The 14,097-nt window shown below is 63.0% G+C and carries 13 protein-coding genes and 1 other RNA gene; 6 read left to right on the top strand and 8 right to left on the bottom strand.

All coding sequences use genetic code 11. The features are described from left to right. Nucleotides 1–130: 130 nt before the first annotated feature. Nucleotides 131–328 carry a hypothetical protein gene (locus NKJ76_RS14705; protein WP_013531006.1) on the bottom strand — a complete coding sequence of 66 codons (198 nt, stop codon included), beginning with the start codon at nucleotides 326–328 and terminating at the stop codon, nucleotides 131–133. 146 nt (nucleotides 329–474) lie between these two features. After that, nucleotides 475–960, bottom strand: coding sequence for a thioesterase family protein (locus NKJ76_RS14700; RefSeq protein WP_023805532.1), 486 nt, complete (start codon nucleotides 958–960; stop codon nucleotides 475–477). Between the two features lie 102 nt (nucleotides 961–1,062). Between NKJ76_RS14700 and NKJ76_RS14695 the strand changes: the two genes are divergently transcribed. From NKJ76_RS14695 to NKJ76_RS14685, 3 genes are all read left to right on the top strand, one after another. Continuing rightward, complete coding sequence (locus NKJ76_RS14695; RefSeq protein ID WP_352498816.1) at nucleotides 1,063–2,472, top strand: FAD-binding oxidoreductase; 1,410 nt, start codon at nucleotides 1,063–1,065, stop codon at nucleotides 2,470–2,472. Nucleotides 2,473–2,492: 20 nt separating this feature from the next. Next, nucleotides 2,493–2,972, top strand: a complete 480-nt coding sequence (locus tag NKJ76_RS14690; RefSeq protein WP_023682104.1) for a hypothetical protein — start codon at nucleotides 2,493–2,495, stop codon at nucleotides 2,970–2,972. A gap of 157 nt (nucleotides 2,973–3,129) precedes the next feature. Then, nucleotides 3,130–7,068 carry an AsmA family protein gene (locus tag NKJ76_RS14685; protein ID WP_352537733.1) on the top strand — a complete coding sequence of 1,313 codons (3,939 nt, stop codon included), beginning with the start codon at nucleotides 3,130–3,132 and terminating at the stop codon, nucleotides 7,066–7,068. 39 nt (nucleotides 7,069–7,107) lie between these two features. On the opposite strand, the gene NKJ76_RS14680 is transcribed toward NKJ76_RS14685, so the two are convergent. Then, entirely contained in the window at nucleotides 7,108–7,536 is a 429-nt protein-coding gene (locus tag NKJ76_RS14680) for a MarR family winged helix-turn-helix transcriptional regulator (protein ID WP_352537732.1), read from the bottom strand. Between the two features lie 174 nt (nucleotides 7,537–7,710). On the opposite strand from NKJ76_RS14680, the gene NKJ76_RS14675 reads away from it, so the two are divergent. Beyond that, nucleotides 7,711–9,501 (top strand): chloride channel protein, encoded by a 1,791-nt coding sequence (locus NKJ76_RS14675; RefSeq protein WP_352537731.1) that lies wholly within the window; start codon nucleotides 7,711–7,713, stop codon nucleotides 9,499–9,501. On the opposite strand, the gene NKJ76_RS14670 is transcribed toward NKJ76_RS14675, so the two are convergent. From NKJ76_RS14670 to NKJ76_RS14655, 4 genes are all read right to left on the bottom strand, one after another. Continuing rightward, the gene (locus tag NKJ76_RS14670) at nucleotides 9,498–9,725 is read right to left on the bottom strand and encodes a ribbon-helix-helix domain-containing protein (protein ID WP_352537730.1); all 228 of its coding nucleotides are present in this window, start codon (nucleotides 9,723–9,725) and stop codon (nucleotides 9,498–9,500) included. The two genes, NKJ76_RS14675 and NKJ76_RS14670, sit on opposite strands and share 4 nt — an antisense overlap. A 13-nt stretch (nucleotides 9,726–9,738) precedes the next feature. Next, nucleotides 9,739–9,933: a DUF4169 family protein gene (locus NKJ76_RS14665; RefSeq protein WP_023667420.1), complete on the bottom strand. Its 195-nt coding sequence runs from the start codon at nucleotides 9,931–9,933 to the stop codon at nucleotides 9,739–9,741. A gap of 18 nt (nucleotides 9,934–9,951) precedes the next feature. Then, nucleotides 9,952–10,497 (bottom strand): SspB family protein, encoded by a 546-nt coding sequence (locus tag NKJ76_RS14660; RefSeq protein ID WP_023699585.1) that lies wholly within the window; start codon nucleotides 10,495–10,497, stop codon nucleotides 9,952–9,954. Between the two features lie 130 nt (nucleotides 10,498–10,627). Beyond that, complete coding sequence (locus NKJ76_RS14655) at nucleotides 10,628–11,311, bottom strand: TetR/AcrR family transcriptional regulator (protein ID WP_023668320.1); 684 nt, start codon at nucleotides 11,309–11,311, stop codon at nucleotides 10,628–10,630. Between the two features lie 187 nt (nucleotides 11,312–11,498). On the opposite strand from NKJ76_RS14655, the gene NKJ76_RS14650 reads away from it, so the two are divergent. After that, entirely contained in the window at nucleotides 11,499–12,704 is a 1,206-nt protein-coding gene (locus NKJ76_RS14650) for a multidrug effflux MFS transporter (protein WP_352537729.1), read from the top strand. A 212-nt stretch (nucleotides 12,705–12,916) separates the two neighbouring features. Here NKJ76_RS14650 and ssrA read toward each other — a convergent pair. After that, nucleotides 12,917–13,275: a transfer-messenger RNA gene (gene ssrA, locus NKJ76_RS14645) on the bottom strand. Nucleotides 13,276–13,443: 168 nt separating this feature from the next. Here ssrA and NKJ76_RS14640 point away from each other — a divergent pair. Further along, nucleotides 13,444–13,755, top strand: a complete 312-nt coding sequence (locus tag NKJ76_RS14640) for a DUF2853 family protein (protein WP_023668323.1) — start codon at nucleotides 13,444–13,446, stop codon at nucleotides 13,753–13,755. Nucleotides 13,756–14,097 lie beyond the last annotated feature (342 nt).

Genomic DNA, 14,097 nt, shown 5'->3' with positions numbered 1-14,097 from the left:
ATGAGCTTGAAGGTTGTCGGATGTAGCCGATTCGCTGAAAGCAGGGGTGGCGCCGACCTATAGAAATGATCAGGTCGCAATTGTCCGTGGCGGCGCTCGCCAGTGTCGGCTTCTCAGAGCAGGGGAAACGTCAGGCGTGGCCACGCTTCATGCGCGCCTGCTTCAGGATGGCGCGCCAGCGGATCATGTCGAAGGGGATTGGCTCGTTGTTGTTGGCGATGTGGAAGATCTCGTTGTTGACGTTCTTCAACGAGCGCCAGAAATCATAGTCGGTGATGCGCGGATCGGCAGCCAGCCTGTCCACCTCGACCTTGATGTCGGTTTTCATGCACGTTCCTCGAACCGCCTGTTGCCCGCCGCCCGCATCGCAACTCGCATGGCACCGTTCTCAAACGGTCCGCTGAGTCGTTCAATGGCCCAAATGGCTTGTTCACGTTAAAACCTTGGTAAGGTTAACGCGGGCGCAGCAGCGCTTCAAGCGGTCCTGCGGCGAATACCGATCGAACGGCCGGCGCGCTCGGGCATCGGCAGTGCAGAGTGGGCGGCGCGCATCGCTTCCACCTTGGCCTGCACGTCGGCGGGGAAGGGCGCGACTTTCGGCCCGGACATGTCGACATGCAGCGACAGGGTTTCGGAAGTGGCGGCGAGCCAGCCATCGACATGGCGGATTTCCTGGTAGGCCCGCAGCCGCTTGTCGTCGTGATCGATCAGCTGGAAGGATACGACGACCTTGTGTTCGAGGTGCAGTTCCTGGACATAGCAAACATGGACTTCGGCCGTGTAGATGGTCAGGCGCCGCTCTTTGACATAGTCCAGCCCCATGCCCATCGCCTCGAACGCCTCATCCGAGCAGCGGTCGAACAACACGTTGTAATAGGCCATGTTGAGATGGCCGTTGTAGTCGATCCAGTCCTTCTCGATGTCCATCTGTTTGGAAACGAAGGGGGCGGGAACAGGCATGGAAAGTTCCTTGTTCTGGTGCTGGACAGAGCGCGGCAGTCGAGACTACGCATCCATAATCGCATAACAAGCGTGGACGCTGGTCCATTCGCGGAGGAATTCATGGCTCTGAGCGACCTCAATCCGGTCGAACGCAACGAGGAAGGCATCGCCGCCGTGCTCGGCATTCTCAAGCAGCAGCTCGGCGAACGCTTCCAGACAGGCGCGGCGATCCGCTCGCAGCATGCGCATACCACCACCTATATTCCGACGCAGGCGCCTGACGGTGTCGCGTTCCCGGAGACGACAGAAGAGGTGCAGGAGATCGTACGTGCCTGCGCCGCGCACCGCGTGCCGGTCATCGCCTTCGGCGTCGGTTCCTCGCTGGAGGGCCACACCAACGCGCCGGGTGGCGGCATCTCGGTCGACACCTCGCGCATGAACCGCATCCTGTCGGTCAACCCCGAGGATCTCGACTGCACGGTCGAGCCTGGCGTAACGCGCGAGGATTTGAATCGGCACCTGCGCGATACCGGCCTGTTCTTCCCCATCGATCCCGGCGCCAATGCTTCGCTCGGCGGCATGGCGGCAACGCGGGCCTCCGGCACCAATGCGGTGCGCTACGGCACGATGCGTGAAAACGTGCTGTCGCTGAAAGCCGTCATGGCCGATGGCGAGACGGTGACGACCGGCAAGCGGGCGAAAAAGAGTTCGGCCGGCTACGATCTGACGCGGCTTCTGGTCGGCTCGGAAGGCACGCTCGGCATCATCACCTCGCTGACCTTGAAGCTGCAAGGCATTCCGCAGGCGATCTCCGGCGGCGTCTGCCCGTTTCCAAACCTCGAGGCGGCCTGCAACGCGGTCATCGCGACCATCCAGATGGGCATTCCGGTGGCGCGCATCGAACTGGTCAATGGGCTGCAGATGCGGGCGATGAAGAATTACTCGAAGCTCGATTATCCCGAGAGCCCGTGCCTGTTCGTCGAGTTCCACGGCAGCGATGCCGGCGTCGCCGAACAGGCCGAGACCTTCGGTGCCATTGCTGAAGACAATGGCGGCGGGCCATTCCTTTGGACCAGCGTCGCCGAGGAGCGCACGAAACTCTGGAAAGCCAGGCACGATGCTTATTGGGCGTCGCTGACGCTACGGCCGGGCGCCAAGGGTCTTTCGACCGATGTCTGCGTGCCGATCTCGCGGCTGGCCGAATGCGTTGCCGAAACCGAGGCCGACATTGCCGAGATGGGCCTGGTTGCGCCGATCGTCGGCCATGCCGGCGACGGCAATTTCCATGTGCTGGTGCTGATGGATGTCAACGACCCCAAAGAGATCGCGCTGGCGGAGAAATTCGTCTCGCGGCTGAACATGCGGGCGATCGCCATGGACGGCACCTGCACCGGCGAACACGGCATCGGCCAGGGCAAGATCGGCTTCCTGCGCCATGAGCTCGGCCATGGTGTCGACATCATGCGCTCCATAAAAAAAGCGCTCGACCCGCAAGACATCATGAACCCAGGCAAGATATTACCTGCATAGCCGAAATGTGAGGAGCGGCAATGGATACCCTGATTATAAGGGCATCGCTTGGCAAGACACTGTTATTGCTGTCGGCCAGCCTCTTCTTTGTCCTGGCCTGCGCTTTCCTGATTTATGTCTCCGAGGACGGCGACACCGCCGGCCTTTGGTGGTGCGTGGCCTTTTTCGGGCTGGTCGCGTTGGTGTTTGCCTGGCAGCTTGTGCGGCCGCAGATTCTGGTGCTGAACGGACAAGGTTTCAGTCTCGGCGGAGGCCTTGTTCGATCGCCCAAGCTGGTCCCCTGGAAGGATATCGAAAGCTTCTTCGTCGTCCATCGCCGGCGCAGAATCGGCGATATGATCGGGTACAATTTCGCACCGGGGGTCAAGAAAAGCTCCGTCATGGGCAGCGTGACCAAAAGCCTGGGCGCCGAAGCCGCATTACCCCAGGGCTGGACATTGTCCCCCGAGGAGATGGTGGTGCTGCTGAACGAATATCGCCGACGGGCCATGGCAGGATAGTCTCTTACGCACAGGCCGGACCGCGGTCAAAGGCGTCCAAAAATCTCTGCTCTTCCAGATACATCAGAGATCAAGCAACTCTGGATGAATTGCCTCTTTATCGACACGCTGATGCGGGTAGAGTGCGGCTGACTTTCAATCAACCCGTTCGGAGCTGATGCTCGCACGCCTGTTCGTGATCTTCGGTGGCTTGTTTGTGCTGGTGCTGGTTGCGGCGCTGGTGGTGCCGTATTTTGTCGATTGGACCGGGTACCGCGCCCAATTCGAGCGCGAGGCGAGCGCCATTCTCGGCCGCAAGGTGACGGTGCAAGGCGACGCCACGGCGCGGCTGTTGCCGTTCCCCTCGGTGACCTTCTCAAACGTCACGGTCGCCGGCGGCCCCGGCGGCCAGCCGGCAATGACCGTCGAGACCTTTTCGATGGACGCGGAACTGGCGCCGTTCCTGCGTGGCGAAGTGCTGATTTTCGACATGCGGCTGGTGCATCCGAAGGCGACGATCGACATCGCCGATAACGGCACGGTCGACTGGGCGATACGGCCGTCCTCGCCCTTCGATCTCAACCAGATCTCGATCGAGAAGCTCACGGTGACGGAGGGAGAAATTGCGCTCCGCCATGCCGCAGGCGGGCGCAGCCATCTGATTTCCGAGATCAATTCGACCATCTCTGCCAAGTCGCTGGCCGGGCCGTGGCGCATGGATGGAACGTTGCTGCTCGACGGACTGCGTTCGACTGTTGCGGCTTCGACCGGCAAGGCCGAAGGCAGCGGCCAGATGCGGCTGAGGCTCAAGGTCGATCCCGATGCCTATCCACTGGTCATCGAAACCGACGGCAATGCCGGCATCGTCAATGGGGCTGCCGTCTATTCCGGCCAGTTCAAGATTTCCGGCAACGACAAAAACAGCGCCGAACTGCGCGGCGGCGATGGCGAGAGCGTCAAAATCAGCGCCGGCAAACCCGATCCGGGGTTCAGGCTGAACGGCAAGTTCTCGCTCGACCATCAGAAGCTTGGCGTCGACGAATTCCGCTTCGAGACCGGGCCGCTCGACAATCCCTACACAGCCGACGGCAAGGCTTCGGTCGATCTCGGCCTTAGGCCGAACTTCGCCATCGAGGCCAATGGCGCGCAGGTGCAACTGGACGAGGCGGTGGGCGCTGAGAAGGGCGCCGGCCTGACGCTGGACCAGCGCATTGCCGGGATCGAGCAGGCGCTGCTCGAACTGCCGAAGCCGAGTATCCCCGGCACTGTCGAGGTCAAGCTGCCGGCGGTGGTGGCTGGCGACACCACGGTGCGCGACGTGCATCTCTCGGCCGAGCCGGTCGAGGGCGGCTGGTCGGTGAAATCGCTGGCCGCGACCTTGCCCGGGCGCACGACGCTGGAAGCCAGCGGCATGCTCAGCGTCGAAGATCATTTCGGTTTCAGCGGCTCCATGCTGCTGGCGGTGGCGCAGCCTTCCGGCTTTGCTGCCTGGTTGTCGAAAGATGTCGACGAGGCGATCCGCCGGCTGCCGGCCGCCGGCTTCAAGGCCAAGGTGGACCTGTCGGAGAAGCGCCAGGCGTTCAGCGATCTCGAACTGATCCTCGGCAAGTCGAAGTTCACCGGCCGCATCGATTCCAACCAGCCCGACGACGCCAAGTCCTCGGTGCTGATGCGGCTCGAGGGCGGCGAACTCGATGTCGACGGGCTGACGGCCTTCGCCTCGATCTTCGTCAGCGACAAGGGCGCCAACCGCTTTTCCGACCGTGACCTCGATTTTCAGATCAAGGCAGGGCCGGTCAATGCCGGCGGGCTCACCGCCGACACGGTCGATACCGCGCTCCGGCTCCGCGACGGGCTGCTCGAAATCGACCGGCTGTCGATTGGCGGCCTTGCCGGCGTCTCGATCAGCGCCACCGGCCGTATCAAGGATTTTCCGGCAAGCCCGACCGGCAAGCTCGATGCCTCGGTGGTCGCCGTCGATCTGAAGCCGCTGATCGACATTGCCGCGCAACACTATCCCGACAATCTGATGCTGAAGGGACTGGCTGGCCGCACGGCCGCCTATCCTGAACTGTTCCAGGACGCGCGCGTCGATCTGGTGGCGAGCGCCGCCGACAATGGCGACGGCACGACCGGGCTGGCGGTGAGCGGACAAGGCAAGGCCGGCGGTTCGGCCTTTTCGGCGTCGCTGTCGGGCAAGGGTGCCGTCGGCCAGTTGCTCGACGCGCCGGTGACGCTGACCTTCAACGCCAAAAATCCCGACGCCACCGTGCTGCTGGCGCTCTACGGCCTGCCGGCGCTGCCGCTCGGCATGCTCGGCCAGGCAAGCACCGATATTTCGGCCAAAGGCACGTTTGGCGGCGGCCTGGCGACGAGCTTCAATTTCGCCGCCGACGACTTCAGGGCGACGTTCGACGGCACCGTTGCTCAGACACCGCAAGGCGCCACCGCCAAGGGCAAGATCGGCCTCGACGCCTCCGATATAGAGCCGTGGCTGATGACCACCGGCGCCGGCCTGCCGGGAATGGGCACGGGCACCTCGACCTCGCTCAGCGCGGATGCCGATTTCGGCAATGGCCTGCTGGTGTTGAGCGGCCTCAGCGGATCCATCAACGAGTCGGAGATTTCGGGCGACGTCAACATCGATGCGAAGCAGGGGCTGCCGCATTTTGCCGGTGCGCTGGCGCTCGACGAACTGGACCTCGACCCGATTGCGGTTGCGCTGTTCGGTGACCAGTCGTTACTCAGCAGCAACGCGAACTGGCCGACGGCGCCATTCAGCCAGAAATCCAGCCTGCCGTTCAGCGCCGATCTCGACCTGACGACGGCGACGCTTGCCGCCGGACCGCTGGCGACAGCCTATGACGCGTCGCTGTCGTTGAAACTGGACCAGGAAGGCATCCGCGTTTCGGACCTGAAGGCAAAACTGCTCGGCGGCGCGCTCACCGGATTGTTCGAGTTGAAGAACACAGACGGCACGGGGCTGTTCTCCGGCCAGATGAGGCTTGCCGGCGCTGACCTGGCGACCGTGCTGCCGGCTGCCGGCTTGAGTGGCAGCGGCGACTTCTCGACAGGGCTGTCGACCAGCGGCAAATCGGTCGACGCGATGATTGCCGCACTCTCCGGCTCGGGCACGGCGGCGCTGAAAGGCCTCACCATTGCCGGCGTCAATCCCGATGCCTTCGGCGCGTTGATTGCCAAGGCTGATGCGATCGGGCGCGACATCGACGTGGCCAAGACCGCGGGCTTTGCGCCGCAGATTGCCGGCGACGGCAGCTTTGCAGCCGGCGATGCCGACATGGCCTTCACGGTCGCCGGCGGCACGTTGCGGGCACCACCGATGAAACTCGAAAACCAGGCGGCGACGCTGTCTGCCGACATCACGGCCGACCTCAACACCGGCACCGTCGCCACCAAGGGCGCTGTCACCTACAAGCCTGGCGACGAGGCGCTGATCGGCTCCGATCCGACGGTCAATTTCAGCGTCGATGGGCCGTTCGGGGCGCTGAAGAAGCAGTTCGACAGCGAGCCGCTGGCGCAATTTTTGACCCAGCGCGCGCTGGAAAAGGAGCAGCAGCGGGTCGAGGCGATGCAGGCCGCACTGCTCGAGAAGCAGCGGCTGCGGCGCGAGGTGCGCTACTACGCCGCCCTGCAGACCGAGCGCGACAACGCCGCCGAGGAATTGCGCAAGCAGGAGGAAGCGGCACGGCTCAAAGCCGAGGCCGACGCCAAGGCGAAGGCACAGGCCGATGCGAAGGCACAGGCCGAAGCGGATGCCAAGGCCAAGGCGGATGCCGAAGCAAAGGCCGATGCCGATGCGAAAGCGCAGGCAGAGGCTGACGCAAAGGCCAAGGCAGATGCGGACGCGAAAGCCCAGGCGGAAGAGCAGGCTGCCGAAGACGCCGCCAAGGCCGAGGACGAACGGAAGAAGGCCGAACAGGCTCGGATCGCTTCGCAGGAAAAAGCCAGGCTGGAGGCCGAGCGCAAGGCTCAGGAGCAGGCGCCGAAGGTCGACCGCTCACTTCCCGGTGTCAGTGACGGTTCGGCCCCGGCGCCGCCGAAGCCCAGGACAAATCCGTTCTCCGTCGACAATCTGCTGAAGTCGCTGGGCAATTAGGCATCCGCATTGCCGGCGCACCGGTCCACGACTTGCGGACTATTGCTTGTGACGGGTCAGCAGGCGTTCCAGCATCGGTTCGATGCGCTTGAGCTCATCGAGATGCGCGGCGGACAATTCGGCAAGACGGTCTTCGGCGTGTTCGGTCAAGCGCAAAAACACGCGCCGCTGGTCGTGTTTGTCCTGATGCCGGATCACAAGTCCTGCCTCGCCTAGGCGGTTGACCAGCTCGACGGCGCTGTGGTGGCGGATGCGCAGGCGCTCGGCCAAGTCGCCAACCGTGACCGGCCCGCCATCCGGAAACCCCTTGATCGCCAGCAGCGCCTGATGCTGGCGCGGCGTCAGGCCGGCATCGTTGGCCTGCGTCTGGCTGAATTCGAGGAAGCGCCGGATCAGGTAACGGAATTCGGACAGGCGCTGGTAGTCGGCCTGCGAGATGGCGGGGCGTGGGTTCTTTGGCACGGTCATTTCCGATCTCTATCGCCCTTTGTCTGAAAAGCTCAACGGCCGGCGCGCAGTCGTTGTCCAAAATGACGCGGTAAATCGGTCGAGAACGACCTTGAATATTTATGTCGTGTTACGATACATAGCGGCCCGACAACAGGATGGCGCGCTCGGCGTCGTCGGAAAGCTGGACGCCACATGAAATCCTCGGAAACTCACCTGCGCGACTTCACTACCGATGCGCGCGTGCTGCTCATCGCGGCGATCGCCGTGGTGGTTGCAACCGCAGGACTGTTTGCCGGTATTGCGCTGCTTAAGCTGATCCAGCTTGCCACCAACTTCGCTTATTTCGGCCAATTCTCATTCGCCAATCTGAAGCTGCAGCACACGCCGCTCGGTTACGCCGCGGTCGTCGTTCCGGTGATCGGCGCGCTGATCATCGGCTTGATGGCCAGATATGGCAGCGAGAAGATCCGCGGCCACGGAATCCCCGAGGCCATCGAGGCAATCCTGCTCGGTCGCTCACGGCTTGATGCCAAGGTGGCGATCCTCAAGCCGCTGTCGTCGGCGATCTCGATCGGCAGCGGCGGTCCGTTCGGCGCCGAAGGGCCGATCATCATGACCGGCGGCGCCATCGGCTCGCTGATCGCGCAGATGCTGCCGGTCAGCGACAATGAGCGCAAGACGCTGCTCGTGGCGGGCGCGGCGGCAGGCATGACCACCGTGTTCGGAACGCCGATCGCGGCCATCATGCTGGCGGTGGAACTGCTGCTCTTCGAATGGACGCCGCGCAGCTTCATCCCCGTGGCCGTTGCCGCCATCATTGCCGAGGTCGAGCGCACCATGCTGCATTTGCCGGGGCCGATCTTCCCGTTCCAAGGCAGCATGGAGGCTTCGTTCACCGGTCTGGGCGGCTGGGTGCTGATCGGGATATGCGCCGGGCTCCTGTCCGGCCTGCTGACCCAGATGGTCTATGCCTGCGAAGACGCTTTCCAGAAGCTGCCGATACACTGGATGTGGTGGCCGATGATCGGTGGCCTGGTGGTCGGCATTGGCGGACTGATCGAGCCGCAGGCATTGGGCGTCGGCTATGACAACATCGCCGACATGCTCGATGGCCGCTTGATCGCCACGGCCGCACTTGTCCTATTGGTGGTCAAGGCGATCATCTGGTCGGTGGCGCTCGGTTCTGGAACGTCCGGTGGCGTGCTGGCGCCGCTGCTGATCATGGGCGGCGCCATGGGCGCGGTTCTCGCCGGCATCCTGCCTGAGGCGACGCCCGGCTTCTGGCCGTTGCTGGCGATGGCGGCGACCATGGGCGGCACCATGCGCGCGCCGCTGACGGCGACCTTCTTTGCGGTCGAACTCACCGGCAACACCCATGTGCTGGTGCCGTTGATCGCCGCTTGCGCGGCCGCTCACGCCGTCACCGTGCTTTTGATGAAGCGGTCGATCCTGACGGAAAAGATTGCCAGGCGAGGGCATCATCTGGTTCGAGAATATCGTGTCGATCCGTTCGCGCTCACCAGGGTGCGCGAGGTCATGACCGCGCAGGTGGAGAGCGTGCCGGCGACGATGACGCTACATGGCGCAGCCGCCTTCCTGACCGCGCCCCAGACGCGGCATCCGAGCTTTCCCGTCGTCAGCGAAGACGGCCAGGTGCTTGGCGTCATCGATCCGCCGGCGATCCTGCGCTGGAGGCGCGCGGGCGAGCACCGCACCACGACGCTTGGCGAATTGCTTGCCGGCGGCAAGCTCACGCTTGCCTATCCGGACGAGTATCTCGAGGGTCTTTCCGACAAGCTGCTGATGGCCAATGTCTCGCATCTGCCGGTTGTCGCGCGCGAGGACGCGCGGCTGGTCGGCTATGTCGGCTGGAAAGATCTGATGCGCGTCCGGTCGAAGAAGCTTGCCGAGGAACGTGATCGCTCGACGCTCCTGGGATTTGGCACCCGCCGCAAGAAACAGGATGCGGTCATAAAGGCCTAAGAAGTTCTGGCGCCGCGCTTGGCCCAGTCCAGCACGTGGAGCCTGAGGGCCGACGACAGATTCGCATCGCGCGGCCTTGTTTCGTCGATTTCGGCGACCAGGGCAGCAAGCGTCAGCTTGCGCGCGGCGGCGATGGCGACGAGATCGTCATAAAAGGGTTTTTCGAGGGAATAGCTGGTGCGATGGCCGCGGATGGTCACGGAGCGTTTTTCGACCGGGCTCACCGCAGGCGGTCCATCAATCGCCCTGGTCTTCCGGGCGTTCGCGGCGGTGGCCGGCGACGAATTTTTCGGCCTTGTCCGATGTCAGACGGTCACGAGTTCTTTCGGCTTTGGAACGGCCGTGCAGAGCGCGGTTCTCGCCGGCGAGCTTTTCCTTTTCGGTGCGCGCCTTCTGCTTGCGGACCTGGCGAAGGTTGACGATTTCGCCCATGTCGCGCCGACCGTCCCGCTACTTCTTGCGGAAGGCGTCGAGCGACACGACGTCGGCGCCCTTGCCGGCGGCGGCATCGGCCACGGCGGGCTTTTTCTCGGCCTCGGTGGCAGCTGCCTTCTTCTCGGCCTTCGGCTTTTTCTCGGAGACGATAGCCAAAGGCTCTGGAGCCGGCTGGGCGGCTGCATCGTCTTCCGCCGGGACGTCGGTCTTGACGTCGAATTCGAGTTCGAAATTGACCGATGGGTCGTAGAAGCCGCGTACGGCCGAGAACGGGATTTCCAGCTTCTCCGGCACGTCGGAGAAGGACAGCCCGACCTCGAAGCCGGTATCGGTCACCTTGAGGTCCCAATACTGGAACTGGATGACGATGGTCATCTGTTCGGGATAGCGCTCGCGCAGCCTGGAGGACACCCGCACGCCCGGCGCGCCGGTCAGGAATGTGATGAAGAAATGATGATTGCCGGGAAGGCCGGTGCGCGCGACTTCGGCCAGAACCTTGCGCATGACGCCGCGCAATGCCTCCTGGGCCAGAATGTCGTAGCGGATGTGGTCGTCGGCCATGTGCTGGTCGGGTTCCGTTGAATCGTCCGCATAGCTGTAATCAAGCTTGAGCGCGGCGTAAACCGGATATAGATCGCTGATGCGCCGAAGCGAAGCCCGTGACGAACGATTTGATCGCCGGCTTTGACGTTCAGGCGCTGGCCAGCTGTTTTTCCACCGCTGCCGCGGATCTGCGCTTGCCAAAAGCGCGCAGGAAGGTGCGCACGCCGTGGGTGGCGGATTGCAACACTTCGTCTTCCGACGGCATGCCGCCTAGCATGAAGGTGGTCTGCAGTTCGGCGTTGGCCAGCGCCAGGAACTGGCGCGCCGCGACATCCGGATCGTCGACTGCGAGATGGCCGGCATGGGCGAGGCGGGCAAAACGGGCGGCAAGTGCGGGCCAGGTTCGGCCCGGCCCCTGGTCGCGCCATTCTGCGAAGAGCTCGGGATAGCGCTCGCCTTCGGTCTGGATCAGCTTGCGCAGGAAGCGTCCGTCGCGGTTGCAGATGCAGTTCTGATTCATGCGCACGGCAAAGCCGATCAGGTCGGCTTCCAGATCCTTCGGCTGGTCTGGGAAAGAGGCGAAGGTGGCGAAGATGCCGGCATTGCAGCGCTCCGTCAGATCGCGCACCACAGCCATGAAGAGCTTTTCCTTGTCGCGGTGGTGATTGTAGATGGTCTGGCGCGACACGCCGGCCTCCACCGCGATCAGGTCGATATTGGCGCCGGCAAAGCCTTCCCGGCAGAAGACCGAAGCCGCCGCATCGATAATCGACATACGCTTGGCCTCGTGGCCGCGTGGCGGGAAAATGTCAGGAGAAACGGCAAGCTTCATAGAAATCTATATAGAGGTGATTGACGAATTAGACAAGGCTGTCTAAATTTGTGGACACAATAAATGGGAATTCGCTCCGTAGAGACGAATAATCTCGCTCTGAGCCGTCGGATTTCAACGGGATGGAACGTCCTAGGGTTAGTCGTCGCGTTGGCGGCGCCAACCAGACTTGAAAGAAGCCTTTATCATGAGTCCCAAATTCCTCCGCATCGCGGTCGTGCTCGGCCTGTTGTCCGCTATCGGCCCCTTCGCCATCGACATGTATCTGCCGGCGTTGCCTTCGATCGGCGAGGATCTGCATGCCGGCACCGCCGCCGTTCAGATGAGCCTTTTGATCTTCTTCCTGTCGATGGGCTTCGGCCAGATCGTCGTCGGACCGATCTCCGACATGGTCGGCCGCAAGCTGCCGCTTTACGGCGGCCTCGCGCTGTTCATGGTCGGCGGTATCGGTTCGGCCATGAGCCCGACCATCGAATGGCTGATCGCCTTCCGCTTCCTGCAGGGACTGGGCGCCAGCGCCGGCATGGCGGTGCCGCGCGCCATCGTGCGCGACCTGCACACCGGCACCGAAGCCGCCAAGCTGATGTCGCTGCTGATGCTGGTGTTTTCGGTGTCGCCGATCCTGGCGCCGCTGACCGGCAGCCAGATCATCGAGAATCTCGGCTGGCGCGCCGTGTTCTGGACGGTGACGGGCGCGGCCCTGCTGGCCACCATTCTGCTGGCGACCTCGCTGAAGGAGACGCGGCCGGCGGAAGAACGCGTCGGTTCCTCCTTCGGAACCGCACTCGCCGGCTATCGCTTCCTCATGGGTGATCGCAATTTCCTCGGCCTGGTGGCGATCGCCGGCTTCGGCATCGCCAGCTTCTTCGTCTACCTCTCGAGTTCGTCCTTCATCCTGATCGACCATTACGGGCTGTCGCCTTCCGTCTACAGCGTGTTCTTCTCGATCAATGCGGTCGCCTTCATCGGCATGTCGCAGCTGACGGGACTGCTGTCGGAGCGCTTCGGGCTGAAGCGCGTCGTCTGGGTGGCGGTGACCGGCTATGCCACGACGATGGTGGTGCTGTTCGCAGTCATGGCGACCGGCGTCGACCGGCTCGATGTGATGGCGGCACTGCTGTTCGTCGGCTACGGCTTCCTCGGCCTGGTCATCCCGACGACGTCGGTGCTGGCCATGGAAGAGCATGGCGAGATCGCCGGCACGGCGTCGGCGCTGATGGGCACGCTGCACTTCGCCATCGGCGCTCTGGCGATGGGCGTCGCCGGCATCTTCTTCGACGGCACCCCGCTGCCCATGGTGGCCGGCATCACGCTCTGCGCCGTAATCTCGTTCACGCTGGCCAAACTGACGCTTGGCCGCTCGCGCGAAGCCGTTGAAGCGCCGGCCGAGTAAGCTGACCGCAATCGACCGGAAAGGCCGGGTCATCCCGGCCTTTTTCACGTCTGGGGTAATCCGGCCCCGGCCAGAACCACGGCCTTCGACCGACGCCAGCGGCAAATTGCACCAGCTCATGGCTCAATTTGGTGTAGGCTTCGCGGCCCATCGTCATGCGAAATCCGGCCAGCGGCAGCCGGCATTGAGCATACGATATCGAGGAGGGGAGAAGTGGAGGTTTCTGTTGCCAGGTACCTCCGAACCCCGCCTAGAAGTGCGAACCTCTAGGGCTTGATTTGAAGCTATCGCACCGCTTACGCGGCGAGACGTGCTTCCGCATAGTTGTCATTTGCAACTACAGGTTTAGCCCGATGACGGTGGTACCATGCCGGGCAAAAGTACGATCTTTACACCTTCGTCGATCCTATTTCGCCCCCAGCAACAGCCGCTCTGATCACAGAGCGGTTCTTGGTGGAGGCGCCGGGTACCGCCCCCGGGTCCGAACGGCTTATTACATCGCCCATTTATCGCCATAGTCGGTCAAGCCGACAAAACGAATATAGGGGGCGGGCGCACAAAATGAAAGGCCGCAATGACACTTCTTGGCCGCACCAAACTGCGGCGCCGAGGGTTGACTCGCGCGCGGTCTCAACCGAAGCTTTGCGATGGTGAGGAGTATCGACCGAGCGCACAAGTTGCGGCAGCGCGCCACAGCCCTCATCGATCGGATCCCGTGGCGCCGACATGGGGAAATTTGATGGCCGATTATCTCGCAGACGTGAAGAAATACGACGCCGCCGCAAATGCCGATGTGGTTGCCAAGATTGTAAAACATCTGGGCATCGCGCTGCGCAACCGCGATTCCTCGCTGGTATCCTGCACCGACCCCAAGGAATTGGAGCGCGTCAAGACCAACTGGGTTGCCAAGAAACTCGGCGTGACCGACGGGGCGAAAGCCGACTCTGCGATCGAGAAGACCTGCAAGGCGTTGGCCGCCGACAGCTCCAAGAGCCGCGTGACTTTCTACTATCTGGTCGCCAAGGATCTGGGCAAGCTCGGCTCTTTGTAGAGATTATTGCCGATAGGCAGAGCGCGCGTTTGATTTTGCTCCTCACCGGAGATCAGCACCGCCCCTCATTGCCCTGCCGGGCATTTCTCCCCGTATAGTGACGGGGAGAAAGGGCTGACCGCAGCCTTGGCTCTCTCTCTCTCTCTCGAACGCTTGTGATTTGGCGAAACCGCTGATGACAGCGCCCCTCTCCCCGTCCCTATAGGAGGAGAGGATGACGGCAGGCAGGTGAGGGGCAGCGCCACCTCTTGAGAGATGGGGCAAGCCGCGTTCTGGTCCCTTTTGCTGTGTTCGGCCGGCGGCCAGTCGGTTATGATGACGGTAACCCCGAATCGAGGCGAA

It is taken from the genome of Mesorhizobium sp. M0029, from assembly GCF_040323735.1.
In the GTDB taxonomy this organism is placed as follows: Bacteria; Pseudomonadota; Alphaproteobacteria; order Rhizobiales; family Rhizobiaceae; genus Mesorhizobium.
Note: the sequence above shows the minus strand (reverse complement) of the source record. Positions and strands in the feature narration are given on the sequence as shown.